This window comes from Pseudomonas sp. URIL14HWK12:I5, from assembly GCF_900176445.1.
GTDB lineage: Bacteria > Pseudomonadota > Gammaproteobacteria > Pseudomonadales > Pseudomonadaceae > Aquipseudomonas > Aquipseudomonas monteilii.
This window is the reverse complement of the sequence record NZ_FWXQ01000007.1, coordinates 299,847-323,783: the sequence shown is the minus strand read 5'-3', so window position 1 is coordinate 323,783 and position 23,937 is coordinate 299,847. Positions and strand designations below refer to the sequence as shown.

At 60.9% G+C, this 23,937-nt stretch carries 29 protein-coding genes and 1 tRNA gene; 25 read left to right on the top strand and 5 right to left on the bottom strand.

Annotation, left to right across the window (positions count from 1 at the left end; genetic code table 11):
• The first annotated feature begins 3 nt into the window (after positions 1-3).
• From B9A31_RS18275 to B9A31_RS18175, 22 genes are read left to right on the top strand one after another with little or no spacing between them, the layout of a single operon-like run.
• On the top strand, positions 4-468 hold the full coding sequence (locus B9A31_RS18275) for a head completion/stabilization protein (protein ID WP_084297244.1): 465 nt from the start codon (positions 4-6) through the stop codon (positions 466-468).
• Positions 465-908, top strand: coding sequence for a phage tail protein (locus tag B9A31_RS18270; RefSeq protein ID WP_084297219.1), 444 nt, complete (start codon positions 465-467; stop codon positions 906-908). Before B9A31_RS18275 ends, B9A31_RS18270 begins: the two co-directional genes overlap by 4 nt.
• Positions 898-1,575, top strand: coding sequence for a phage virion morphogenesis family protein (locus B9A31_RS18265; RefSeq protein ID WP_084297218.1), 678 nt, complete (start codon positions 898-900; stop codon positions 1,573-1,575). The genes B9A31_RS18270 and B9A31_RS18265 overlap by 11 nt, the downstream gene beginning before the upstream one ends.
• Before the next feature lie 10 nt (positions 1,576-1,585).
• Positions 1,586-2,701 (top strand): DUF2586 domain-containing protein, encoded by a 1,116-nt coding sequence (locus B9A31_RS18260; RefSeq protein ID WP_084297217.1) that lies wholly within the window; start codon positions 1,586-1,588, stop codon positions 2,699-2,701.
• A gap of 3 nt (positions 2,702-2,704) precedes the next feature.
• The gene (locus tag B9A31_RS18255) at positions 2,705-3,157 is read left to right on the top strand and encodes a phage protein (RefSeq protein ID WP_084297216.1); all 453 of its coding nucleotides are present in this window, start codon (positions 2,705-2,707) and stop codon (positions 3,155-3,157) included.
• Complete coding sequence (locus B9A31_RS18250) at positions 3,157-3,369, top strand: TraR/DksA C4-type zinc finger protein (RefSeq protein WP_084297215.1); 213 nt, start codon at positions 3,157-3,159, stop codon at positions 3,367-3,369. Before B9A31_RS18255 ends, B9A31_RS18250 begins: the two co-directional genes overlap by 1 nt.
• Positions 3,366-3,572 carry a hypothetical protein gene (locus B9A31_RS18245; RefSeq protein ID WP_027615456.1) on the top strand — a complete coding sequence of 69 codons (207 nt, stop codon included), beginning with the start codon at positions 3,366-3,368 and terminating at the stop codon, positions 3,570-3,572. The genes B9A31_RS18250 and B9A31_RS18245 overlap by 4 nt, the downstream gene beginning before the upstream one ends.
• Complete coding sequence (locus tag B9A31_RS18240; RefSeq protein ID WP_084297214.1) at positions 3,569-4,099, top strand: lysozyme; 531 nt, start codon at positions 3,569-3,571, stop codon at positions 4,097-4,099. Before B9A31_RS18245 ends, B9A31_RS18240 begins: the two co-directional genes overlap by 4 nt.
• On the top strand, positions 4,096-4,590 hold the full coding sequence (locus tag B9A31_RS18235) for a lysis system i-spanin subunit Rz (RefSeq protein ID WP_084297213.1): 495 nt from the start codon (positions 4,096-4,098) through the stop codon (positions 4,588-4,590). Before B9A31_RS18240 ends, B9A31_RS18235 begins: the two co-directional genes overlap by 4 nt.
• Positions 4,587-4,877: a putative phage tail assembly chaperone gene (locus B9A31_RS18230; RefSeq protein ID WP_084297212.1), complete on the top strand. Its 291-nt coding sequence runs from the start codon at positions 4,587-4,589 to the stop codon at positions 4,875-4,877. Before B9A31_RS18235 ends, B9A31_RS18230 begins: the two co-directional genes overlap by 4 nt.
• Positions 4,874-5,041 (top strand): DUF6890 family protein, encoded by a 168-nt coding sequence (locus B9A31_RS27780; protein ID WP_371851094.1) that lies wholly within the window; start codon positions 4,874-4,876, stop codon positions 5,039-5,041. The genes B9A31_RS18230 and B9A31_RS27780 overlap by 4 nt, the downstream gene beginning before the upstream one ends.
• A gap of 4 nt (positions 5,042-5,045) precedes the next feature.
• Entirely contained in the window at positions 5,046-7,013 is a 1,968-nt protein-coding gene (locus B9A31_RS18225) for a phage tail tape measure protein (protein WP_084297211.1), read from the top strand.
• Positions 7,013-7,330, top strand: a complete 318-nt coding sequence (locus tag B9A31_RS18220) for a DUF2590 family protein (protein ID WP_084297210.1) — start codon at positions 7,013-7,015, stop codon at positions 7,328-7,330. Before B9A31_RS18225 ends, B9A31_RS18220 begins: the two co-directional genes overlap by 1 nt.
• A complete protein-coding gene (locus B9A31_RS18215; RefSeq protein WP_084297209.1) occupies positions 7,327-8,502 on the top strand; it encodes a baseplate J/gp47 family protein in 1,176 nt (391 codons plus the stop codon). Before B9A31_RS18220 ends, B9A31_RS18215 begins: the two co-directional genes overlap by 4 nt.
• A complete protein-coding gene (locus tag B9A31_RS18210; protein ID WP_084297208.1) occupies positions 8,495-9,082 on the top strand; it encodes a phage tail protein in 588 nt (195 codons plus the stop codon). Before B9A31_RS18215 ends, B9A31_RS18210 begins: the two co-directional genes overlap by 8 nt.
• A gap of 8 nt (positions 9,083-9,090) precedes the next feature.
• Positions 9,091-10,692 carry a phage tail-collar fiber domain-containing protein gene (locus B9A31_RS18205; protein WP_084297207.1) on the top strand — a complete coding sequence of 534 codons (1,602 nt, stop codon included), beginning with the start codon at positions 9,091-9,093 and terminating at the stop codon, positions 10,690-10,692.
• A 10-nt stretch (positions 10,693-10,702) separates the two neighbouring features.
• Complete coding sequence (locus B9A31_RS18200) at positions 10,703-11,413, top strand: DUF4376 domain-containing protein (RefSeq protein ID WP_084297206.1); 711 nt, start codon at positions 10,703-10,705, stop codon at positions 11,411-11,413.
• A complete protein-coding gene (locus tag B9A31_RS18195) occupies positions 11,410-12,330 on the top strand; it encodes a hypothetical protein (RefSeq protein WP_084297205.1) in 921 nt (306 codons plus the stop codon). Before B9A31_RS18200 ends, B9A31_RS18195 begins: the two co-directional genes overlap by 4 nt.
• A complete protein-coding gene (locus B9A31_RS18190; RefSeq protein WP_084297204.1) occupies positions 12,327-12,881 on the top strand; it encodes a baseplate complex protein in 555 nt (184 codons plus the stop codon). The genes B9A31_RS18195 and B9A31_RS18190 overlap by 4 nt, the downstream gene beginning before the upstream one ends.
• The gene (locus tag B9A31_RS18185) at positions 12,878-13,582 is read left to right on the top strand and encodes a hypothetical protein (RefSeq protein ID WP_084297203.1); all 705 of its coding nucleotides are present in this window, start codon (positions 12,878-12,880) and stop codon (positions 13,580-13,582) included. The genes B9A31_RS18190 and B9A31_RS18185 overlap by 4 nt, the downstream gene beginning before the upstream one ends.
• Positions 13,555-14,505, top strand: a complete 951-nt coding sequence (locus tag B9A31_RS18180) for a phage baseplate assembly protein V (protein ID WP_084297202.1) — start codon at positions 13,555-13,557, stop codon at positions 14,503-14,505. The genes B9A31_RS18185 and B9A31_RS18180 overlap by 28 nt, the downstream gene beginning before the upstream one ends.
• Before the next feature lies 1 nt (position 14,506).
• Positions 14,507-16,945 carry a hypothetical protein gene (locus B9A31_RS18175; RefSeq protein ID WP_084297201.1) on the top strand — a complete coding sequence of 813 codons (2,439 nt, stop codon included), beginning with the start codon at positions 14,507-14,509 and terminating at the stop codon, positions 16,943-16,945.
• A 71-nt stretch (positions 16,946-17,016) separates the two neighbouring features.
• On the opposite strand, the gene B9A31_RS18170 is transcribed toward B9A31_RS18175, so the two are convergent.
• From B9A31_RS18170 to B9A31_RS18150, 5 genes are all read right to left on the bottom strand, one after another.
• Entirely contained in the window at positions 17,017-18,606 is a 1,590-nt protein-coding gene (locus tag B9A31_RS18170; RefSeq protein WP_084297200.1) for a hypothetical protein, read from the bottom strand.
• A gap of 448 nt (positions 18,607-19,054) precedes the next feature.
• Positions 19,055-19,414 (bottom strand): hypothetical protein, encoded by a 360-nt coding sequence (locus tag B9A31_RS18165; RefSeq protein ID WP_084297199.1) that lies wholly within the window; start codon positions 19,412-19,414, stop codon positions 19,055-19,057.
• A gap of 501 nt (positions 19,415-19,915) precedes the next feature.
• Positions 19,916-20,365, bottom strand: a complete 450-nt coding sequence (locus B9A31_RS18160; protein ID WP_084297198.1) for a hypothetical protein — start codon at positions 20,363-20,365, stop codon at positions 19,916-19,918.
• Positions 20,362-20,889 (bottom strand): hypothetical protein, encoded by a 528-nt coding sequence (locus tag B9A31_RS18155; protein WP_084297197.1) that lies wholly within the window; start codon positions 20,887-20,889, stop codon positions 20,362-20,364. Before B9A31_RS18155 ends, B9A31_RS18160 begins: the two co-directional genes overlap by 4 nt.
• Before the next feature lie 276 nt (positions 20,890-21,165).
• Positions 21,166-21,250 (bottom strand) — tRNA-Leu (locus tag B9A31_RS18150).
• Positions 21,251-21,356: 106 nt separating this feature from the next.
• Here B9A31_RS18150 and queA point away from each other — a divergent pair.
• The 3 genes from queA to yajC are packed head-to-tail and all read left to right on the top strand — an operon-like array spanning position 21,357 to position 23,915.
• Positions 21,357-22,406, top strand: a complete 1,050-nt coding sequence (gene queA / locus B9A31_RS18145) for a tRNA preQ1(34) S-adenosylmethionine ribosyltransferase-isomerase QueA (protein ID WP_025753814.1) — start codon at positions 21,357-21,359, stop codon at positions 22,404-22,406.
• Between the two features lie 14 nt (positions 22,407-22,420).
• Positions 22,421-23,536, top strand: coding sequence for a tRNA guanosine(34) transglycosylase Tgt (gene tgt / locus B9A31_RS18140; protein WP_014589748.1), 1,116 nt, complete (start codon positions 22,421-22,423; stop codon positions 23,534-23,536).
• Positions 23,537-23,579: 43 nt separating this feature from the next.
• Positions 23,580-23,915: a preprotein translocase subunit YajC gene (gene yajC / locus B9A31_RS18135; protein WP_016713216.1), complete on the top strand. Its 336-nt coding sequence runs from the start codon at positions 23,580-23,582 to the stop codon at positions 23,913-23,915.
• Positions 23,916-23,937 lie beyond the last annotated feature (22 nt).

The following is a 23,937-nucleotide window of genomic DNA, read 5'->3' as shown; positions in this document are numbered from 1 at the left end:
GCGATGAGCGGATTTTCCGGCAAGCCCACCACCCTGGTGGATCAAAGCATCGAGAACGACGGCTTCTGGCCGGATCTTTCGATTGCCGAGTTCCAGAAGGGTTACCGCCTGCCGGCTGAATATCTCGCAGACATGCTGGTTGCTGACCTGACCACGGCCATGCACGAGGTAAACCTCGACCTGGCCAAGCTGAAAGCGCGCTGGCAGGACGTTGGAGTGTCAAACGTTGAATCCGCAGACAGCACCGTCCTGCCGGAGCGCACCTTCCAGGCGTCGCTGTACAAGCGCGCTGTTTACGCCCGAGCCAAAGCCAGCCTGCTGACCCAGTTCGCGACCGTCACCCGCCGCGATCTTGCTGAGAACACCGGCAAAGAGGCGCCTGAGCGTGCCGAAACCTTCCTGGCCTTCAGTCAGCAAGCCGCGCGAGCCCTGCAGGGCCGTGGCCGCATGACGGCGGTGCTGCTGTGATCAAGCTGCAGGCGCTGACCCGCTATCTGATCGAGCGTCAGCTGGTGATGCCTGAGCAGCTCGACAGCTGGACCGACCAGGTACAGATGGACCTCATCTGGAAGCCGGGCGAGAAAGGCCTACACATGGGCGACATGCAGTACACCGCCACCATCGCTATCGAGCGTTTCGCTGACGCGCCGGTGCGGCTGTTTGCCCTGGTTGGCAGCTGGCTCGAGGAGAACGACAAGGAACGCGAGGACCTGCCGAGCGTTACCTTCGAGGTCACGATGCTCGACAACGACCTAGCGGACGTGGACATCAAGGTGCAGTTCATCGAACCCCAGCACCTGGTCGAGGATCCCGACGGCGAGATCAAGGTGCTGGGCCGGACCTGGGCTCTTGCCCCGTTTGACCTGTGGGTGGCCGAAGCAGGGGAGGTGAGCGCAGATGGCGCCTAATGACCTCGCCCTGGACGTGCGCGGCATGCTCGAGGCCGAGAACCTGCTGGCCCTCCTGGATCTGCCCTTGGCCAAGCGCAAACGCCTGCTGAACAACGTCAGTAAGCGCGTGCGCACGTTAAGCCGGCAACGCATCCGCAACCAGAAGAACGTGGACGGGACTCCCTTCGCCCCGCGCAAGGACAGCACCAAGGGCAAGAAGAAGATGGAAGCGGGCCTCGGCAAGCTCCTCGAGGTCACCCGCCTAAACGGCGATGAGGCCGAACTGGGTTGGCGGAACGCGCTTACCCGCTGGGTTGCCTCGCAGCAGCACAACGGCGTCTCCGAGCGCCGTACAGCGGCCCAAATGCGCCAATGGAACAAGGTTCCCCCCGGTACCGCAGCCACCCAAAAGCAGGCCAAGCGCCTGCGTCAGCTTGGGTTCAAGGTCCGCCTGCCCGGGAAGAAGGCCGCCACCAGGGCATCGGTCGCCTGGATCCAGGAACACCTGAACTATGCCAAGGCTGGCCTGCTGATCCGGATCCTCGACACCGAACGACAAGCTACTTCTGGCGCGCAAAGCTGGGAAATCTCCCTGCCGGCTCGCCAGTTCCTGGGCGCGAGCAGCAGTGAAACCAGCGAGCTGGTGAACCTGGTGCTGCGCCAGATCCTCAACTCACCTGTTTAACGAGGCGTACATGGCACTCGGCAAAGTCAGCGTCAACAACCTCAACCTCGGCCAGGGTGCTGTGACCGAAGTTGAGCGCTATTTCCTCTACATCGGTGCGGCGTCGAAGAACGTCGGCCAGATCCTCGCCCTGAACCAGGACAGCGACCTTGATGTGCAGCTGGGCGTTGCAGCCAGCGAGCTCAAGACCCAGATCAACGCTGCGCGCCTCAATGGCGGCGATCGTTGGGCCTGCCTGGCCATGCCCGTGGCCACCAATGGCAGCTGGCAGGACGCCCTGGCCAAGGCCATGCAGCACGGCTATTCGGTCGAGGCGGTGGTGATCACCAAGCCGGTGACCGCCGGCGCCGAGCTGACAGCCATGAACGAGGCGGCTGTGGCCATTGGCAACACCTATGCCCGTCGACTGTTCGTGATGGCGGCTACTGCCGGCATCCTGCCCACCCAGACCTGGAGCGAATACCAGCTTGAGCAGAAGGCGATCACCGACAGTTTGCTGCTGCAGCGCGTGATGGTGGTGCCACAGCTGCATGGCAGCAACCTGGGCGTGCTGGCCGGCCGCTTGGCCAATGCCGCCGTCAGCGTCGCCGACAGCCCAATGCGCGTGGCCACTGGCCCGGTTCTGGGGCTGGGTGAAACCCCAATCGACAAGGACGGCATACCGCTGCAGACGGCCACCCTGACCGTGCTCGATGCCGCGCGTCTGTCCGTGCCGCAGACCTATGCGGACTATCCGGGCGTGTACTGGGGCGACGGCAACCTGCTCGATGCTCCGGGTAGCGACTACCAGGTGATCGAGAACCTGCGCGTCGTCGACAAGGCGGCTCGCCGGGTGCGGATCCTGCTGATTCAGCGCATCGCCGATCGGCGCCTTAACAACTCGGCCAACAGCATGGCCAAGAACATCACCTCGCTGATGGCCCCGCTGCGTGCGATGGCCAAGTCCACCACCGTGGGCGACCAAGTGTTCCCGGGTGAAATCACCCAGCCCAAGGATGGCGACATCGTCATCAACTGGCTCAGCAAGACCGCTGTCGTGGCCTACCTGACCCTGCGCCCCCTCAACTGCCCGAAAGACATCACCGCGAACATCGCGCTGGACCTTTCCAACGACGATTCGGAGTAACCCATGTCAGCAAAACTTAGCGGCAAGAATTTTGACGTGAACCTGGGTGACAGCCTGCTCCACGTCGAGGCGGCTTCGCTGGACATCACCGACAACAGCACGGTGGCCATGACCCGTGGTGTTCCCAATGGGCATGTAGACGGTGACGTTTCGGCCGCCGGCGAAATCGAGGTGGACAGCACCAACTTCAACCTGATCATCGCCCAGGCCAAGACTGCCGGCAGTTTCCGCGAGCTTGAGCCGTTCGACATCGTCTTCTTCGGCAAAGTCGGGGACGAGGAATGCCGGATCGAGGCCTTCGGCTGCAAGCTGCGCGTGTCCAGCCTGCTGGCCATCGACCCGAAGGGCGGCGCGAAGACTACCCACAAGCTGCCGTACGACGTCACCAGCCCGGACTTCGTCAAGATCAACGGCGTGCCTTACCTGTCCGCCGCCGAGATCGAGGGCTTGACCTGATGGTTTGCCCGTTTGATCGCGCCCAGGTCATCGAGCAGCGTCAGCGTGACCAGGCGATCACTGCCGTCCTGGACCGTGCGCGCTCGAGCGGGCCGAGCCTGACCCACTGCGAAGACTGCGGCGGTGATATCCCCGAGGCGCGGCGCGCCCTGGGCGGCAAGACTCGCTGCGTTCCTTGCCAGTCCACCTTCGAGAAAGGGGGCCAACGATGAGCACGAATCAGGCCGCGCAGGACACCGTTGTTGCCCTGGCCAAGGCCTCGCCCGCGATTGGTGTGGCTGCAACAGGGGTCACCGGCGCCGTTGACTGGTCATCGGTCGCCTACATGCTGACCGCCGTCTACATGGTGCTGCAGATCCTGCTGTTGGTACCGAAGTATCGCCAGATGCTGCGCGACTGGAAGGTTAAGCCATGAGCCTGCGCAACAGGATCCTGACGGGCTCAATCGCCCTAGTGCTGAGCAGCAGCACGCTGATGGCGTTCCTGGGCAAGTGGGAGGGCGACGGCCAGAACGTCGTGTATGCCGACCAGCTGGCCCGGGGCCTGCCGACCGTGTGCAAGGGAATCACCGGCTACACCAGCCCTTACCCGGTGGTGGTGGGTGACTACTGGTCGCCGGCGCGCTGTGCCGAGGTGGAGCAGCTGGTGGTCGAGAAGGGCCAGCTGGTTTTGGCCAGCTGCCTGACCAACGACAAGATCAAACAGAACACCTTCGACGCGCTGTCGAGCCATGGGCACAACTTTGGCGAGCCCAGTACCTGCGCGAGCCGGGCCGTGGGCCTCATCAACGCGGGCCGCATCGCCGAGGGCTGCCGGGCGCTGGCTTGGGGCGCGGATGGCCGTCCGGTCTGGGCCTTTGTGACCGATGCCAAGGGAAACAAGGTGTTCGTTCCTGGGCTGCATGCCCGCCGGCTCGATGAAATGAGGCTGTGCCTGCAATGACCTTCGACTCCGTGCGTTCAGTTCTGACCCTGTTGCTGATGGCGGTGCTGTCCTGGGCTGTCTGGGAATACAAGGACCAACTGGTAACGGTGCGGGCTGAGCGCGATGCAGCGCTTGAAGAAGCGTACGGCCTGCGCATCGCAGCAACGATAACCGCTGCGCGCCTGGCCACTGCTGCAGCTAATGACGCCAAACACACTCAGGAGCTGAGGAATGCACGCAAGAAAAACGAGGATCTTCGCCTTTCTGTCGGTTCTGGCGATCAGCGGCTGTTCGTCCAAGCCATCTGCCCCGTCGCCTCAGTGCCCGCCAGTTCCGGCGCCGCCGGCATGGCTGATGGAACCACCGCCGAACTCGCGCCAAACGCTCGACCGGATTATTTCACCCTCCTCGATCAGCTCGCCCTCAGCGAGCAAATGATCCTGGGGCTGCAGGACCACATCGACACCGTCTGCCCCAAACCAACCACTACCACTGGAACCGCACCATGACCGAAGCCAACCGCACCATCACCCTGGAAGTCAAAGAGCAAGAGTTCGACTTCACCCTGACCCCCCAGGACATCACCAAGTACTTCAACGGCACCACCCAGGCCAACAAGGTGGCACCGGCCCACAACCTGCTGATGAGCACCGTCAAGCAGGAACAGAAGGCGTCCCTCAAGCCGTTCCTGGTGAACCCGGTTTACACCATGACCCTGGCCAGCGCCCTGGTCGAGGAATACGCCCCTGACCTGGGCGTGATCGTAAAAAAGTCCTCGAGCACGCTGACGGCCTGACGGAGAACAGCTTCGGCCAGCTCTGTGCCCTGCATCAGCGCTGGCTTCCCGGTACCGAGCCTTCGATCGAGAACCTTGGTACCGCGAAATGGCTGGAAGACGAGTATTGGCGACGGAACGAAATCGCCGTCGCCAATGGCATTGCCCACGCACTGAACGGATGACCGCATGGCTGATCAATCTGCCCGCTTGGCCTTCATCCTGAGCCTGACCGACAAGGTCACCGGCCCAGCGAGCAAGATCAAGAACACCATCACCGACCTGGCCGACGCCGGCGCTGCGAACATCGTGCGCATGGGCGCCGGCTTCGTTGGCATGCGGGAGTCGTTCGAGGGCATCACCGCGCTGCTGGATCCGGCGCGGGAGTTGAACGGGGCGCTGGGCGATGTCAGGGCGATGGGCACTGCCGAGGACGCGCTGTCTTCGCTCAATGCCAAGGCGCTGGAGTTCTCCGTTCAATACGGGGCCAGCGCCGTGGACTTCGTTGCCTCGGCCCGATCCATTGAGGGCGCCATCCAAGGGTTGGTCGGCAACCAGCTGGCCACCGTCACCAATGCCAGCAGCGTGCTGGCCAAGGCCACCAAGGCCGACACTGAAACGACCAGCCAGTACCTGGGCAGCATGTACAACCTGTTCAAGACCGAAGCCGACAGGGTCGGGCGGGTGCAATGGGTTGAGCAGCTGACCAGCCAGACGGCCCTGGCCGTGAAGATGTTCCGCACGGACGGTGCGCAACTGAAGGATGCCTTCAAGGAAGCGGGCGCGATCGCAACGGCCTCGGGAGTCAGCTTTGCCGAGCAAATGGCGGTGATCGGCACGCTCAGCAGCACCATGGAAGGCGGCGACGCCGGCGGTCGCTACAAGGCGTTCTTTGAAAACATCGGCAACGCCTCGGAAAAGCTGGGCATGCAATTCACCGACGCCAACGGCAAGGTTCTGCCGATGTTGGACATCCTCGGCAAACTGCAAGGCAAGTTCGGCGATCTCAAGAGCGCAGCAGGCAATGCCAAGCTGGTCGAGGCATTTGGCGGCGAAGGCGCCCAGGTGATCGGCGCGCTGGCCATGGACACCGACCGGCTGCGCAACGGCATCGCTGAGCTGGGCAAGGTGCGAGGGCTGGAGAACGCCGAGAAAATGGCGCAGGCCATGGTCGACCCGTGGGAGCAGTTCGGGGAAGCGGTCCAGGCCCTGCGTATTGCATTCGGCCAGGCGCTGATCCCGATGCTGACCCCGCTCATGAACAAGCTGGTCGGCATCGGCCAGACGTTGACCCGCTGGACCCAGCTATTCCCGAACATCACCAAGGCGCTCGGCATCGCCACGCTGGCCGTGCTCGGCATCATCACCGCGATGTCAGCGCTAACCCTGATCGTCGGCATGGGCCGGATGGTCTGGCTGGGCATGGTCGTGGTCTGGAATATCCTGACCTGGACCGGATACCGCTCGATCGCCATGTTCCTTTACCACACGGTGATGGTCACCGGCTTCGTGGCGGGCCTGGTGATCATGTACACCTGGATGGGTCTGGTCCGTGGCGGCATGTTGCTGTGGCAGGGCGCCATCTGGCTGGTCAACGCCGCAATGCTGGCCAACCCCGTCCTGCTGGTCGTCGCCGGCATCATCGCCCTGGGCGTGGCGGTGGCAGCGGCGATCGTCTACTGGGATCAGTGGACCGGTGCACTCATGAACACCGCAGCCTTCCAGTGGATCAGCGCCCAGTTGCAGAGCCTTTCCAACTGGTTCGGCTCGATCGGCGGCTGGAGCGGCATGGCCAGCACCGCCTGGAACGGGATCGTGTCCATCTTCAAGGACTCCATCAACAGCCTGATCGGGATGCTCAACAAGATCCCGGGCGTCGAGATCGACACGGTGTTCGCCGACTTGCCGAAGCTGCCGCAGATTCCGGACGTTCAGGCAGAGCAGGCCCGGCAGAACCTGAACCAGTCAGGGGTGAGCATCAGCCCGAAAGGGCCCACGGCAGTGCCGCCGGGTGGGCTACTGCGTTCGATCCAGAACACCACCACCAGCAACAGCGATCAGAGCAAGAAGCTGCACGTTGAGAACATGAACATCACGACCAGCAAGGAAATCAGCCCGCTGGAGATCGAAAACACGATGAGCATGGCGGTGGGCTGATGGGCATTTATATCGATCTGTTGATCACCGACAACGACCTGACCCTTGACCCCTCGAACCAGCCGCTGCTGGTCGAGGACCGGGCCAGCATCGCCCAGGACATCGGCCACATGATCCGCGACAGCGGTCTGCTGGTGACGCTGATGGCCGAGCGCGACCGCTTCCGCCGTACCGACTGCATCAAGCAGCTGGAGCTGCTGGTGGAGGAAGACGAGCGCCTGGTGCCCGGCACCGTGGAAATCATCGAAACCGGCAGCGGCCAGTACCTGCTCAAGGCCACCACCGTGGCATTTGGAAAGACTGAGGTAGTGCTGTGAGTGACGTGGACTTCAAGAAAGCCCTGCAGGACGCCGGCGTCCCTACGACCGAAGCGGGCCTGCGCGCAGCCTGGGAGAAAGAGGTTGCCGCCCAGGGCAGCAAGCTCAGCAACACCAGCGCCTGGTCGCCGTTCTGGCGGCTGGTCACCGCTCTGGTGACCAAGCCTGTTATGTGGCTGATCGAGTTCATCGTGGCCACCGTGCTGCCGAACTTCTTCGTCAAGACCGCCACTGGCAGCTGGCTGGACATGCTGGCCTGGGCGGTCAACGTCACCCGCAAGCCTTCCACCAAGGCCCAAGGCCAACTGCTGTTCACCCGCAGCGGGGTTGCCGGCACCTTGGAGATCCCCGCCGGTGTGCGCGTGCAATCGGTAGCCATCAACGGCAACGTCTATGTGCTGATCACCACTGCCGCGACCCAGTTTATCGACGGTGATGCCCAAGTCCTGGTGCCGGTCGAGGCCACCGAGGCCGGGAGCGGCTACAACCTTGCACCTGGTTATTACTCGATCCTGCCCGAGCCGATCCCTGGTGTGATCCAGGTGGTGAACGCCGATGGCTGGCTGAGCCAGCCCGGGGCAGACCAGGAGCACGACGACGACCTGCGCCTGCGCACACGCAATCAGTTCAGCGCCGTCAACCAATGGCACACCGACGCCGTGTATCGGGCCATGATTGCCGCGTTCCCGGGCGTCGAGCCCGACGGTGTGTACTTCGAACACAACGCGCCCCGTGGCCCGGGCAGCGCCAATGCCTTCGTTTTGTTCCAGGCAGGTTCGCCGGCAGACAGCTACCTGGAGTCGATCAACAGCCATATCCGTGACCAGGGCAACCATGGCCATGGCGATGACTTGCTGGTGGCCGAAATGCCGGCAACCCAGCACATCGTCCGGGTAACGGTGTGGCTGACAGCCCTGGTGGGTGCCGAGCGGCAGGACCAGCTGCTGACCGACATCGAGCTGTTCATCCGCGCAGCGTTCCGGGAAAGCACGGACAGCGACTTCCAGCCCACCCGAACTTATCCACAATCGCGGTTTTCATTCAGCCGATTGGGCGAGGAACTGCACGAGCAGTTCTCGGGTATCGAGTCCCTGGACTTCGATAACACCGACATCATTTCCCAGCTGAACATCCCGCGCCTCGATGGCGTCCAGGTGGTGCTTGGTGAATAAGCTCAAGCTCCCGTTCTGGCTGGAAGGCGTCGAGCTTTCCAAGTTGCGCGATGCGGCCCAGTCCTGGTGGACAAAGGTGGAACAGTGGCTGACCTGGCCGCTGCTGCAGCTGGACGCGGAAACCTGCCACCTGTCCGTCCTCGATCTGCTGGCTTGGCAGCGTGACATTCAGCGCTTCCAGGGCGAACCGGAGAGCCTGTACCGCCTGCGGGTGAAGTACGCCTTCATCAACGCCGTGGATGCGGGGAGCGTGGCCGGCACCGTTCGGATCTTCCAGCGCCTGGGCGTTGGCTACCTCGAGATCGAGGAGCGCATCGACGGGGTGGACTGGGACGTTATCCGCCTGAACCTTTCGGACACCCAGCTGAGCTCAAACCCCGTGCTGCTGCGCGTGCTGATTCAGCAGTACGGCCGCACCTGCCGGCGCTACGAGTTCACGACCATCACCCCGGTAACCCTGGGCATGCGCATCGCCCACTTCCATGACGACCAGGAAACCCTGGTTGCCGTCCTGGACGACACCGCCGATCGCCTGGTCGTTATCAACGAACTGGCCGTCGTGACCACCGAGAACACCTAGGAGACCCCATGGGAGCAAGCATTACCCTCGCTGGCCAGGCGCTGATCGCTCAGAAACAGGCTGCAAAGCAGGTCCTGAACGTTGTGCGCTTCATCTTTGCCAACGTGCCGAACCTGAACCCCAACGCCCCGGTAAACCGTGGCGCCGGCAAGCCGCCGGTGAGCCAACAGGTCTACACCGTGGCAGTGGATCGGGCGGGTTATGTCAACCCGAACCAGGTGATTTACAGCGTCATGGTCGATTCCAGCGTGGGCGACTGGGACTTCAACTGGATCGGCCTGGAGACCGAGGAGAACATCCTGCTGGCCGTGGCCTATGTGCCGCTGCAGCAGAAGCGCAAGAACATCCCGCCGCTGCAGATCGGCAACAACATCACCCGCAACTTCCTGGTGGAGTACGACGGGGCCCAGCAGATCACTGGCATTACCGTGGACGCGAGCACCTGGCAGCACGACTTCAGCGTGCGCCTGGCCGGTATCGATCGCCGCGAGAAGCTGAGCAACCGCGACATCTACGGGCGAGTCTGCTTCCTGGACAGCGGCCTGCAGCTGGAGCAGAGCTTCGGCTTGTACCAGGTCAAAGCGGGGGTGGCGTACATCGAAGGGGTGCGCCTGGCACTCAGTGAGCCTGTCCAGGTTCAACTGCCGGCACTGCCAGCCAAGGCCTGGCTAGACGTGGCACTGCGCCGTCAGGGCAACGACGTCGGCGCGCAATGGACCGTCGCCTTCGGCAGCAGCAAAGCTGACTACCAGGACGCCGACGGCACCGAGCACTACCTGATCGAGCTGGCCAGCGTAGCGACCTCGGGGGCTATCACCGACCTGCGCAAGTCAGAGCCGATTGCCACATCCGTGATCGAGCACCTGGCAGCCCGGAAAGGAGACTACGAATTCCTGCGCGCCCGGGCCACGACCAAGGAAGACGTGGATCTGGGCAACCTGCCCAATGCCAAAACGGACAACCCGAGCGACGTCAGCAGCGAGATTTTGGCCACCACCAAAGCGCTCCAGGCTGCCCGCGAGCAGATCGAGGGCAACCTGGTCGGCATGCTGGCCATGTTTGACCAGGACACGCCGCCAGACGGGTGGCTGCGGGCCAATGGCGCCGCCGTGTCGCGCACCGTGTTCGCCCGGCTGTTTGCCAAGATCGGCACCCGCTACGGTGCCGGCGACGGGGTAACTACCTTCAACGTCCAGGATGTGCGTGGCCGCTTCCTGCGCGCCCTGGACGATGGCAAAGGCCTCGACCCGAGCCGAACCCGGGGCAGCCTGCAGACCGATGACTACAAGTCGCACAACCACCCCGCGACATCGGCCGCCGCCGGCGCCCACACGCCTACCGCTACCAGCTCCGCCGCCGGTGACCACACGCACCAGGTCAAAGAGGGTCAGGTGCTTGGCCAGGTCACTACAGGCGAGGTGCTGACCTCGGGTGACGACCTGACAACCGGCATCAACGGTTACTCGACCACCAGCAGCGCGGGCAGCCACACCCACCCCATCACCGTGGCCCCCGTCCCCGACCACATCCACACCATCACCGTGAACGCGACCGGGGGCACCGAAACGCGCCCGCTGAACATCGCTTTCCCGGTCTACGTCAAATACTAAGGGCCACGCCATGCAGACCAAGATCGTGTTCCAGACCGATCACCTGGGCATCTTCGTCGGGGAGGCGATCGCTGACCCGTCACCACTTGAGGAGGGCGTCTGGCTGATCCCTGGCGGCTGCGTCGAGCTGGCCCCGCCGGCGATCCCTGAGCACAAGGCCGCCCACTGGGATGGCCAGCGCTGGCAGCTTATCGACTCCTACCTGGGGCTGACCGCCTACAACACCCAGACCCGCGAGCCAGTGGCGATTGATCGGCACGGCCAGTTGCCGGCGGGCTTCACCCTCGAGCCACCAGGACCAGGTCAGATCTGGAAAGACGGCGACTGGATCGATGACGTGCCGGCGGCGGTGGAACAGCTGTATCAGGCGCAGGTTGCAGCGATCGACAGCGCCTGCACCCGAGAGATCACTGGCGGGTTCTGGTCCCAAGCCCTTGGCGACCGGCAGTGCTACAGCAGCGCCCTGGACGATCAGCAGAACCTGATCGGCGCCGCCGCCCTGGCTACTGATGTGGACTATCCCTGCACGGACGCGGCCGGGGTAAAGGCCTTCCGCACCCACACCGCCGCGCAGCTGCGCCAAGTGGCCGACGAGTTCACCTTGTTCAAGCTGCAACGCCTGCAGCGCTCTTACGTGTTCAAGGAGCGTCTGCAACAGGCACGCGAGGCCAAGGATCTCGCAGCCCTCGGGGCGGTGGCTTGGGAGGCTGACGCGCAATGACCTGGAACGCCGTTACCATGCGCTGGCCCAGCAACTCGACCAGTTGGCTGTCCGACTTGGATGCAGCCAAGGACCTGGCCGCGAGCGAGCTGGCGAGCACCGGCACGCGCCTGGCTGCGCTCCAGGACATGGTTACTACCTCGCCTAACCCGGTTGGCGGGATGGCGGCAGCAGCAGTGGCCGCAGGTCGCGAAGGCCTGGCATCCGCCCTGGGCGAGGTACCCAAGTGCCTGGTGGTGACGCCTTTCCAAAGTGGCGTTGGCCAAGGCCGTGGCCTGCAGCGCTACCTGTCGGCGCCGAACATGCTCAACCACCTGGGCAGCAAGCTGGGCGATGTCACCGACCAGAACAGCCCCGGCGGCGAACAATACGCACTGGTGGTGATGTTCCTGGGCACCCGTTACGACCACTTTGCCTCGACCTTGGGGCGCTTCAACGCCGTGCTGCCGTTGCCAGACCTGCAGCGTGCGCAGAACCGCGCCGTCCGGCTGTTTGAGCTGGAGGCCGTGAAATGGGAACTGCCGAGCGCCGGCGCGTTGCCGCGTTGGGGCGAGCTGCCCCTGGAGCGTTCCACCATCACCAAGGCCGCTAGCCAGGCCATGGCGGGCCAGCTGGCCGCGCTGGAGAGCTTTGCGGCCAGTTCGCCCATGGCAGACCTGCAGGCGCTGGCCACCCGCAAGGCTGAGCGCAGCGCCGCCATGGCCAAGCAGCTCGATGACCTCAAGGCCCAGTTTGACGGTGCCACGGCAGACACCACCATGACGGCCCGGCTGATCGGTCCCGGCAATGCGGTCGAACTGCGCCGCCAGCTGCTGGCGGGTACCGCACCAGGTCACGAATGGCCAATTTCCGCCGGCGCCATGCTGGTGGGCTCGCTGCCTGGGCTGAGCTTCGTACGCGAGCTGGTGGGCCTATGACGTTACTTCTGGACGGCCAGAAGATCCAAGGCCACAGCATGAAGGTCACCGCGGATATGCGGATCGACAGCGGCGATATGTCGGGGCAGACCAGCAACACCGATACGGCGCACAAGGGCTTCAAGCCCAAAACGTTGACCGTCACGCTGCTGATCCCTTTCGTCGACGCGGAGTACCTGCGCTCGCTCATGCGACTGGCCGAGGCCACGGAAAGCGGTGGCCAGCTCAAGACCTACCGCATCGTCAACGACACGGCCACAGCCATGGGCATGCGTCAGGTGCAGTTCACCGATGGCGTCAGTGCCCGGGAAGACGACACGCTGCGCGGCTGGCGAATCCAGTTCGGACTGACTGAAAAGCTGTCGAACCCCGAGCGTGTGGAAAAGCGCAGGGCCGGCAACGCCGTAACGACTCAGAGTGCACCGGGGCAAGGCGTCAGCGGTACCACCAGCGGCGCCGGTGGTGCCGATGGCAGCGGTACCGGACAAGGCCTGACCGGCTTCGAAACCACTCTGAAAAAGCTGGATGACTGGTTGGGGAGCAAAGCGTGAAGTTCCACAGCGTCCTGCGTATCGCGGGCATCGAGCACGACCTGGTCAAACATGATGTGCGCCTGGAGCTGGGCACCCCCGGCCGCGCCCAGTTCACCATCAAAACCACCGCGCCTGTGTCGGGGTTGGTCACGCTCGATATCGGCTACAACGCGGCGCCGCTGCAGCGCCACTTCATCGGGTATGTGGAGCGGTCCACCTCGGTCAACCAGGTGGAGCAGGTCCTGTACTGCCGGGAGTTGGCCGCGATCCTGGCCAAGCCGCTGCCGCTGAACCTACGTCACGCCGACCTGCGCACCGTGCTGGCCGCAATCAGCGACCAAACAGGCTTGCGCTTCCGTGTGCCGGAACAGGCCTACGCGGCAGTTAAGGCGCCGTTCTTCTACAGCCTGGCCTCGGGATTCCAGGCCATGGACAGCTTGGCCCGGGTTTTCAGCATCCCCGACTTCATCTGGCAGCAGCAGGGCGACGGCGAAGTGTTCGCGGGCAGCTGGCAGCACAGCTTTTTCGGCGAGCGCTCGGCGCTGCAGCTGCCGGTCGAGCTGTTCAACAACTACCAGGGCAACCAGAGCGCCGTGATCGCGGCACTGCCTGGCTTGCGCCCGGGTGCAACCATCAACCAAGGCGAGCGCGTTACCTCTGTGGCCCTCGTCGGTACCGAAATGGCGATCAAATGGAAGACGCAATCCGTCGCTGTGTAGAACGCATGTTCCCGGAGCTTAGCGGCGGCTACCACCTGCCGCGCATGGCCCGGGTTGTCGGGGTGGCCGATGCTCCCGCCGGCGCGAGCATCTGCGACGACTTCCGGCCGCGCTTCGCGGTCGACCTGCAGGTCCTGGACGAGACCGGCGAGCCTGACACCGCGATGCCGACACTGGCCGGCGTACCGCTGCCAGTGCCCACGGGTGGCGATGAAATGGGCTTTTTCAGCTTCCCCGAAGAAGGCACGACCGTGGTCGTCGGCTTCACCCAGGGCCTGCCACACAAGCCCTTCATCCATTGCATCCTCCCGCACGGCCTGTCCCTGCCGCGCCTGCCCAAAGGTGACCAGGTGTGGCAACACAGCGAGGCCGCGCAGCAGCGTGTCACGGCCGACGGCAGCTGGATGCGGCAGACCGACGGTGGGATCACCGACAAGTCGACCGATCGCCAGGTTGAAAGCCTGACCAATGCCGAGCGCTACCAGAGTGACAGCCGCACCGTGGATGACCATTCCACCGAGTCTGTGGGCGGCATCAAGACGATCGAGGCGCTGGGCGCGCTCAAGCTGCTATCCGCCGGCGCGGCCAACCTGGCGTCGGTGGACGATCTCAACCTGGCCACGGGCAGGGACTTGAACCAGGTGGTCGCCCAGAAGATGAACTTGGCCGTGGGCGGCATGCTCCTGGAGCGCGTCCTGGGTGCCCGGAAAAGCATCGCCCAAACCACTTGGCTTGGCTCCGAGTCGGTGAACGTCCTGCAGATCCTGTGCGACCTGATCGACCTGGTCATGCAGATGAACACCGAGATCGCCGCCCACAAGCATGGCCCAAGCCCAGTGCCCGATAACGCCGCAGCCTTCACCGCTCACAGCACCGAAAGCCTCCTACTCAATGGGCAACTGAAGCCCATCACCGGAAAATGACATGGAACTGAAAAACTTTTTCGCTCAAGACGATGAAGGGCACGTTCTGCCCGGTGCTGACTGCTACGTCTACCTGCGCGGCACTGAAACCCAAGCCCCGGGGGTGGTCAACGCCGGCGGCGTGCCGGTGACCAATCCGTTCACGGCAGCCAATGACGGCCTGATCCAGATCGCGGCGCCCAATGGCCTGTATGACCTGCGTGTGAAGCAGGGCGAGCGTGATCGCCGGATTCGCGTGCAGTTCAACGATGTGACCGACACGCTGCTGCAGGCCCAGCGATCAGCTGAGCGCGCAGAGCTGGCCAGTCTGCTTACCGAGGCCTCCAAAAACCTCAAGCCGACCATTGCCGACGGCCTTCGCGACACCGAAGAAGGTGGGTATTTCAGCGTCCCGAGCACTTCGGGCGCATCTGCCGTGACCCTTTACCGCAAAGTTGCCGGCGCGGCCTCCGAGCAGACCAGTCTGCCAAGCGGTGCTGCCGACACCCGAACGATCAACAAGAGCAAGGCCTATCCGCTGCGCGCCATGACCCGTGGCCAAGTACTTTCTCCGGCAAACGTGCAGTGGAACAAGCTGTTCCTGGATATCCAGGTGGTTGGCGAAGCCTCGCTGCTGGAGGGTAAATTCTTCCGGGTTGGCTACCTCCAGAACGAGGCGACCATAAACGGGGTTTCAGCTCATGGCGTCGTCATCGAGGAGTTCGACGCGGCGACCTACGCTGCAACCGGCACGGCCACCAACATTCATAGCTTCACCGACGCGCCGGCGCCGATCGTACGCACAGGCGGCGTCCAGTCCTTCACCATGACCCCCAAGCAGCGTCCCGGGCTGAAATTCATCATCACCATCGACGCTGCTGAACTGAGCGCCGCTGGCACGCCGATGAACGCACTGAACAGCGCATCGAGCGGGCCTTTCTCCTGGATCATCGACCCGGCTTGTTACGTGGCCATCTCGGGTCTGGGCGACATGCTGGCCATCAACAAAGGGCGAGTGCTGCCATTGCGGGCAAAGGTGCGGGGCGGAAAGTCCAGCTCGGCGCCCACCACGCTCATGAATGTGCTCCTGGACATCGAGGTGAACGGGGCACGCCCGGGCAAGTACTACCGCGTTGGCTACTTCAAGAACGGTACCCAGCTGCTGGCCGGGCCGGATGACGGCTGGATCATCGAAGAGATCGACGCGGCCAACTACGAAACCCAGGCCAACCCGCTGCTGACAGTCATCAACTTCACCGATGCAGCGACACCGGTACTCCCACGCGGCGGCATCCAGACTATCAACTTGGTCAGCTCGGTCGTACTGGGGTTGGAAATCAAGATCACCCTGGATACCGATGCTCTGCCGGCCTACGGCACATACGTGGCGGCGAATGCCGATTTCCATCCGGGCTACAGCTACATCATCGACCCGAGCCGCTATCGCGTGCGTTCGACCTCACACACTGGCGATGACCGGCCTATTGAGTGGGTTATGACTGCTGCACGCGAATTCATCATGGCTTGGGCAAGCGAGAACAGATGCTACCGTCTGACCTGGACGCTGAACGGTATCAATCAGATCCCTAACATTCGGACGGTAGAGTCCGCACCTGGTGGATCCCTGGCCGACGCTGTCTGGCAGAACATGAGCACGTCCAATAGTGACTGGTTGCCACCCATGCAATTGATGGCCGCGAAAAATGGCGATGGCGGGCCGGTAGCATTCACTGGTGGGGCTCATGGTTCTGATGGTGGATCGGGCGGAGCCCCAACGGCCACCAACAAGCTCTGGCAGATCTTGGCAGACGGAGTGCCTGTATCGCAGGGCAGCGGTAGGGCACAGCTCATCACCATGCAGATCATCAACCATCTGCAGGCTTACAACACCAAAGTATCGGGACGAGAAGTCGGACGCCAAGCCTTTAGCATAGGCATCGTCCCGGGCTGCGTGGAGGTAGTGGCAGCGTTCACCGCACTCGAGGATGTTTTGGTGCGCAGAGATTACGGTTTGCAACTCATTAGCAACGGCTTCCAGGGTACCCAGCTTGTACTAGATGGCGTTGACACCCAACGGACAGAGTTCGTCCCGGCCGACAATCTAGGCTCGGGCACGAAAGCCCAGGCCCCTAACGCATGGGGTGTAGTGCTGCAACATCCAATCAACGGGCAGATGGCTCTGTGGATGGATAAGGACTACGGCGCCGGCGATGGATCTTACTGCATCGATAGCGAGTTCCTGGTGCGCGGAGCCGCAACCGGCAAATGGTACTTGGGAGCAGTGCTTAATCCTGGAGGCGCGCTATTCGCCGCCGGGAATGGGTACCGATACCGAGCCGGCCTATCATGGCGATCGGCCGGCATTTCAGCCAACGGCTATGACTCGATCGTGACCATGCGGAGAAATGGCATGGAAACCTTCTGCTACGTCCTACCTGATGGTAAGTCGCTCATCCTGTAAGCCGTGCCTGAGAAGCCCGTGTGTGGTGCTTCTCAGGCTTTTCACAGATTTTGACCTTTGGAGGATATATCTTACTTGCCCAGCTCTTTTTGCCTTATCAAGTCGCGAAGATAATCCATAAACTCCTCTATTAAATCTGTATCAATACCCCCTGAATGATGGTTGCTCACGCACGCCTGAATTTCGTCTACCATCATTTTCAAACCATGCACGTCATCCCTGCCGTAAGTCCTATAAATTAGGCGCCTACTTGATGCAATCAACTCATAATCAGCACCTGATTGAACAAGCTCACCCTTCACTAATATCAAAGACAGGAAGTGTATTTCGCCAAGCTGGACGTAGCCAGGAATTATGTTTTCAACAAACCGAACACCATCATTTTTCGTTGATGCAATGGAAGATGAGCGAAGGTCCTCACCGGAATTTTCGTCACTGCTCAGCATCAAAACTCCAGCAATGGCCACTTGTTTCTCACCAAGCTCGTTAGGAGATATATTCAAATCATCATGATAACCAAACTCGCCTTGAAGTCGCTGTACATCCTTGATGGATTTTAGAGCTCCGGTGTAATCGCATTTGAAGCGATGAATGCTCATTGTCGCATTAAGCTCTCGCTGCCGAGCAAATAACGACAACTTTGCGCCTTCTGGCTCCTGCAGCATTGTCAGAAGCTGATAGTGCTTTATCAGGTCCTTCACGGTGGACTGGTCTTTATCCCGCTTGTGAAACCAAAATGTAATTTCTTTCCCGTCCGGTCTGATGTCGATGGTGAAGCGAGGCGCGCGCATCCTCATTTTTCGGTGTTCTGCAGGAACCCATTCCCCCATTGCTGCACGATATACATCCGCCTCCCACTCCACTTTTGTCCCATCTTTTGGATTTCTAAAAACCATGCTCCCCAGTTCTTTCGGGCCAGCATCTTCTATTGATATGAGTGCTGTTTCACTCTGAATTAGGGGGGCGTTGTCTCGAATCCCAAATCTAGTTTCAAATGACCTGAAGTCTTTAACTTCTAATCTTGATTCGTCGCCTATGGCCATGTCGACGAAACGCTTGATGTCTTCTTCATCAACAGTGAAGCTCACGCTGAGAGCGCCTTCGCCATACCCGGCTGAAGCAAGATGCTGCTGTTTATTTGCTACATAAACAGATTGCGAAGCACCGATGCACTCAACTATTGCTTGCTTCAATCCCTCGCCATTTAGCGACTGAAGTCTAGGTGCGCTGGCAAAATCCAAGCTCATAGTCTTTTTGTTAAGCTTGACATTATTGTCTTCTGCCGTCTCTCTTCGAATGCGCTCTAAGATCCTTGAGCAGAGAGATTCATCAATGTGGACAAGATGAGCAGACTTGGGTACGTCGCCGCCATCATAGTCCACAAGCAAGTAAAACGACGGAAAGGTTGTCGTAGCCATAGCGTGCAAATTCGACAACTCAATTGAGAGACCTTTGGGACCGCCATCGGTCGTTTTAACTTGGACTTTGCATTCGTAAGCGGACTGATGCAGCCCGGAAGCAGTAGCTAAGCCAAAGCCGCTGGGCATTTCAAAAAGAAGATCCCAGCCGTACCGATCTATGACCGCCTTGTTGGCAGTGATACCAGATAGCGCGCACCACGCCTTTACCTGATCTTCCCCTGCATTCCCTAGGTCTCTCATGGTGCCTTCCCCGGCAAAGATACTTGAGCATGCAGGATATCCAAAAACTGGGACGGGAAAAAAAATCGGGAGGAAAAATCACTTATCCCCCTCCCGCCGACGCGCTTTTCGTCGTGAAATCGTGCAAACCGGCCGGGTGGTGCAAACCAAGCTGCAGACCGCGCCGTAACTGGGCGCGCGCAGGCCGGTGGCAATTGCACGCTGTGAAAGAAAATGAAAGGTTGTGCAACGCCGTGCGGCTGACTGGCCGCTGTGGCGGGACAGGGCGCCCATGGCTAGAGCCCGCGAATTCCGTGAGGGACTGGCGAAAAAATACCCGGTTTCCGGGTTTTTCATTTTTGGACGCCGTCATTTTCGTGCGCGCACAGCGCACCAGGAGCAGGGCGCCGATCCGGCTGGAACCCCCGGCGGGTGGGGGCTCAGCGATTCACCGGCATTGCAGAGCGTTTCACTCCTCGGTACCGGTCGCCAGCCACATGTGTGGAAGGTCGCCCAGGTTCTTCAAGCGCTCAAATTCTTTGGCCACCACGGGGATCAGGATGTGCTCGAGGCGGTCTTTGAACCTCACCGCCTGGTCTTCGGTAAGGCGTTTCACGGTACCGGTACGCGCACTGGCACAGGAGACGTTCTTCGGGTGGATGCCGATTCCGTCCAGGCTGCCATGTATGTAGCCATCCAGGTACTCGCGGCGCTTGAACAGTACCGCGCTTTCCGGTGCTTCCTGGTAGTCCCAGTGCACCTCCCAGGCCTCACCATTCTGGATCAGTTCAATTTTCGGGAGGGCTGCTTGGGTGGCTGCTTTGCGCATTTTCTCATCTCGATCAATTCGCTTCGTGGGGCATTTTGAAGGATAGCTCCGGGGTGCCCCATGAAAGGTTTTTCAGGCTGACCCCCAAAAGCCTGTCAGAACATGGATATCTGTCAGGAAATCGGTTGGAGGCCGCGTATTTACTGGGTTTTCGATCTGACAACGCAGTGTCAAAAACGATGCAGATCTGACATGCACAATAAAAAAACCTTATAAATCAATCACTTGAAATGATTAAATCTGACAGTGTGGTTTTGTCAGGTTCTGACAGTCCGTTGACACCTTTCTGACACTACATCAAAACGCTGTAAGCCTTGAGATATAAGGGTTAGACATAGGTAAGAAGAACAATCTGACAAATCTGACAAGCTTTTTAGGGGTCAACCTAAATTTTGCTTTTCTACGTGCGGAGGGGCGGCTCGCTACGCGTGCATTCACATCATCAGCTCGAAAAAACCGACCCTTCACACATCGACAGTTATCTTTACGGTCGCCCGCTACTCAGAAGAGTCTGGGTTGCGCTGCGCTATTCACGTTGCCCTGGTACGTCGGGGCAGGAGGCAGCAACGTGCCTGTTCCACCAATTCGGATCAGCATTGGGCTTAAGGCTCGGTTTTGGAAAACGGTATGATCCTTGCCCCAATGCATATTTATGTACCGCAGAGGGGGGAATCCAGGGAGAGGTTGATTAGTAAGGTTTGGCAAGATGGTGGTCGATCCCGCTGCCGTATACACAAAAATCCAGTCACCAGGATTCACTACCCCTTGCCCGAACCAAAGCATGTGATCCTTGACCGGTACTGCCCCGCCTTCTGGCGTTGGCAACGTCAGAATCAAGCAGTACTCCGCGAGGTCACACATCTTCTGGACGAAAATTGCTATGCGCTCTTGGTTGGCGACTCCATGATTTTGGACATCCATTATTCTGAGCGTATCGATAGGTTGAATCATGAGCTTTTCCCCTTGGCTGGCAAGAAGTTGACCGCGAGAAGCCCTATGCCTAGGGCCGCCAGTGCCCACCACAAATCGGATTTCAATCTGAACAATTCAATTGCGACAGAGAAGGCCACAGGGCTGCAAAAGGTTAAGAATTTCTCGAATATGTTTCGATAAAACCCGCTCTTAAGCTGTCCCTCAGTGCTTTTCAGCTGTTCCTCAAGTCGGGCATTAATCAAGCGCTGTTCAACGAGCTCTGCATTGGCTGCGTCTAGGCGGGCTTGGATGGCGGTGACCTGTCCGCGTGCTTGTTCTTTGTCGTATTGAGCATCGTTGATGATGGCGGAAATCACTGGACCGAGCTGGTCTCCGCCATAGTGATCTGGACTCCCTTCGATCAGTCGAATGACTGTCCGAGGAAGTAACTCACCCTCCAACGGGGGCGGGGTGGGAGCGATGTCGTCAAGAGAACCAGGTTGCTGGTTGCCTGCGACTCCGCTGTCTACCTGATCGGGATCAGGTACGTTCGATAACTCCATTATCGACCCTCGATGACTGCACACGAATGATGGATTGCCGTTATGACGCCACGGCACACCCAGTGGGCTTTTTAGGGGTGGTGGACAAAAAAAGGCCTGCATCGCTGCAAGCCTTTTATTTGTACGATCCTGGCACCAGGAATCGAACCCGCTACCTGCTGATTACGTTTTCGCTGCTCGGGGTTGTGCGCTTGCATTCGCAACAGCCTGAGCTACGCCAAAATTACGCCTCAGAAATAAAAAAAGCCTGTAGATCAAGGATCTACAGGCTCGGATTGGTGCCCCGAGGGAGACTCGAACTCCCACTCCTTTCGAAAACGGATTTTGAATCCGCCGCGTCTACCAATTCCGCCATCAGGGCAGTGGCGCGCAGTATAGAGAGCTGCCGCTGGTCGGTCAATCGGCTTTCATGGTCAATTTTCACACATTGGGCTAAACTTCCCGGCCCTGCCGAACCGAACATCATCATGCGCGTCGCCGATTTCTCCTTCGAACTCCCTGATTCCCTGATCGCCCGCCACCCGTTGGCCGAGCGCCATGGCAGCCGTCTGCTGGTGCTCGATGGGCCGACCGGCGCGCTGTCGCACCGGCAATTCCCCGACTTGCTCGACTACCTGCGCCCCGGCGACCTGATGGTGTTCAACAACACCCGGGTGATTCCGGCGCGGTTGTTTGGCCAGAAAGCCTCCGGCGGCAAGCTGGAAGTGCTGGTGGAGCGTGTGCTCGACAGCCACCGGGTGCTGGCCCATGTGCGTGCCAGCAAGGCGCCGAAAGAAGGCGCGGTCATCCTCATCGATGGCGGTGGCGAGGCCGAAATGGTCGCGCGTCACGACACGCTGTTCGAGCTGCGGTTCACCGAAGAGGTGCTGCCACTGCTCGACCGCGTCGGCCACATGCCGCTGCCGCCTTACATCGACCGCCCGGACGACGGCGCCGACCGTGAGCGTTACCAGACCGTGTACGCCCAGCGTGCCGGTGCGGTTGCAGCGCCCACAGCGGGCCTGCACTTCGACGAGGCGCTGCTGGAAAAGATCGCCGCCAAGGGCGTGGAGCGGGCCTTCGTGACCCTGCACGTGGGGGCGGGCACCTTCCAGCCGGTGCGGGTCGACAAGATCGAAGACCACCACATGCATAAAGAGTGGCTCGAAGTGAGCCAGGATGTGGTCGATGCCATCGAAGCCTGCCGCGCACGCGGCGGCCGGGTGATCGCGGTTGGCACCACCAGTGTGCGTTCGCTGGAAAGCGCGGCACGTGATGGCGTGCTCAAGGCCTTCAGCGGCGACACCGACATCTTTATTTACCCAGGCCGGCCGTTCCATGTGGTCGACGCCCTGGTCACCAACTTCCACCTGCCGGAGTCCACGCTGCTGATGCTGGTCTCGGCCTTCGCCGGCTACCCCGAGACCATGGCCGCCTACGCGGCGGCGGTCGAGAACGGGTACCGCTTCTTCAGTTACGGTGATGCCATGTTCATCACCCGCAATCCGGCGCCACGCGGCCCCGAGGATCAAGCATGAGTCGCACCTGTCGAATGTCCTTCGAACTGCTGGCCACCGACGGCAAGGCCCGTCGTGGTCGCATCACCTTCCCTCGTGGCACCGTGGAAACCCCGGCGTTCATGCCGGTGGGCACCTACGGCACGGTCAAGGGCATGCTGCCACGCGATATCGAGGCCATTGGCGCCGAGATGATCCTGGGCAACACCTTCCACCTGTGGCTGCGCCCAGGCACCGAGGTGATCAAGAAGCACAACGGCCTGCACGACTTCATGCAATGGAAAGGCCCGATCCTCACCGACTCGGGTGGCTTCCAGGTGTTCAGCCTGGGTGCCATGCGCAAGATCAAGGAAGAGGGCGTGACCTTTGCCTCGCCAGTCGATGGCTCGAAAGTGTTCATGGGCCCGGAAGAGTCGATGCAGGTGCAGCGTGACCTGGGCTCGGACGTGGTGATGATCTTCGACGAGTGCACCCCGTACCCGGCCGAGCACGACGTGGCGCGCACCTCCATGGAGCTATCGCTGCGCTGGGCCCAGCGCTCGAAGAACGCCCACGCCGACAACACCGCAGCACTGTTCGGTATCGTCCAGGGCGGCATGTACCAGGACCTGCGCATGCGCTCGCTGGAAGGCCTGGAAAACATCGGCTTCGATGGCCTGGCCATTGGCGGCCTGTCGGTGGGCGAACCCAAGCACGAAATGATCAAAGTGCTGGATTACCTGCCGGGCCAGATGCCTGCTGACAAACCTCGTTACCTTATGGGGGTAGGCAAACCGGAAGATCTCGTTGAGGGTGTGCGCCGCGGCGTCGACATGTTCGACTGCGTGATGCCGACGCGTAATGCGCGCAACGGCCATCTGTTCGTCGATACAGGGGTGATCAAGATCCGCAACGCGTTCCATCGCCACGATGAATCGCCGCTGGATCCGACCTGTGACTGCTACACCTGCACCAACTTCTCCCGCGCCTATCTGCATCACCTGGACAAGTGCGGCGAAATGCTGAGCAGCATGCTGAATACCATCCACAACTTGCGCCATTACCAGCGCTTGATGGCCGGTTTACGCGAGGCTATTCAACAGGGTAAATTGGCCGCCTTTGTCGACGCCTTCTACGCCAAGCGCGGGCTGCCTGTGCCGCCTTTGGACTGACTGTTCGCACACATTATTAGAAAATTTACATTAGGAGTGCCCAATGAGCTTCTTGATCCCCGCCGCCTACGCGGACGCAGCAGCACCCGCCGCCGGCCCAGCCGGTACTGGCTTCGAGTGGATTTTCCTGGTCGGTTTCCTGGTCATCTTCTACCTGATGATCTGGCGCCCGCAGGCCAAGCGCGCCAAAGAGCAGAAGAACCTGCTGAGCAACTTGCAGAAAGGTGACGAAGTTGTCACCAACGGCGGCATCGCCGGCAAGATCATCAAGGTTTCCGATGACTTCGTGGTACTGGAAGTGTCCGACAACGTCGAACTGAAGTTCCAGAAGGGTGCCATTGCGGCCACCCTGCCAAAAGGTACGCTCAAGGCTATCTGAGTTACCGTTTTTTCTTTCCAGT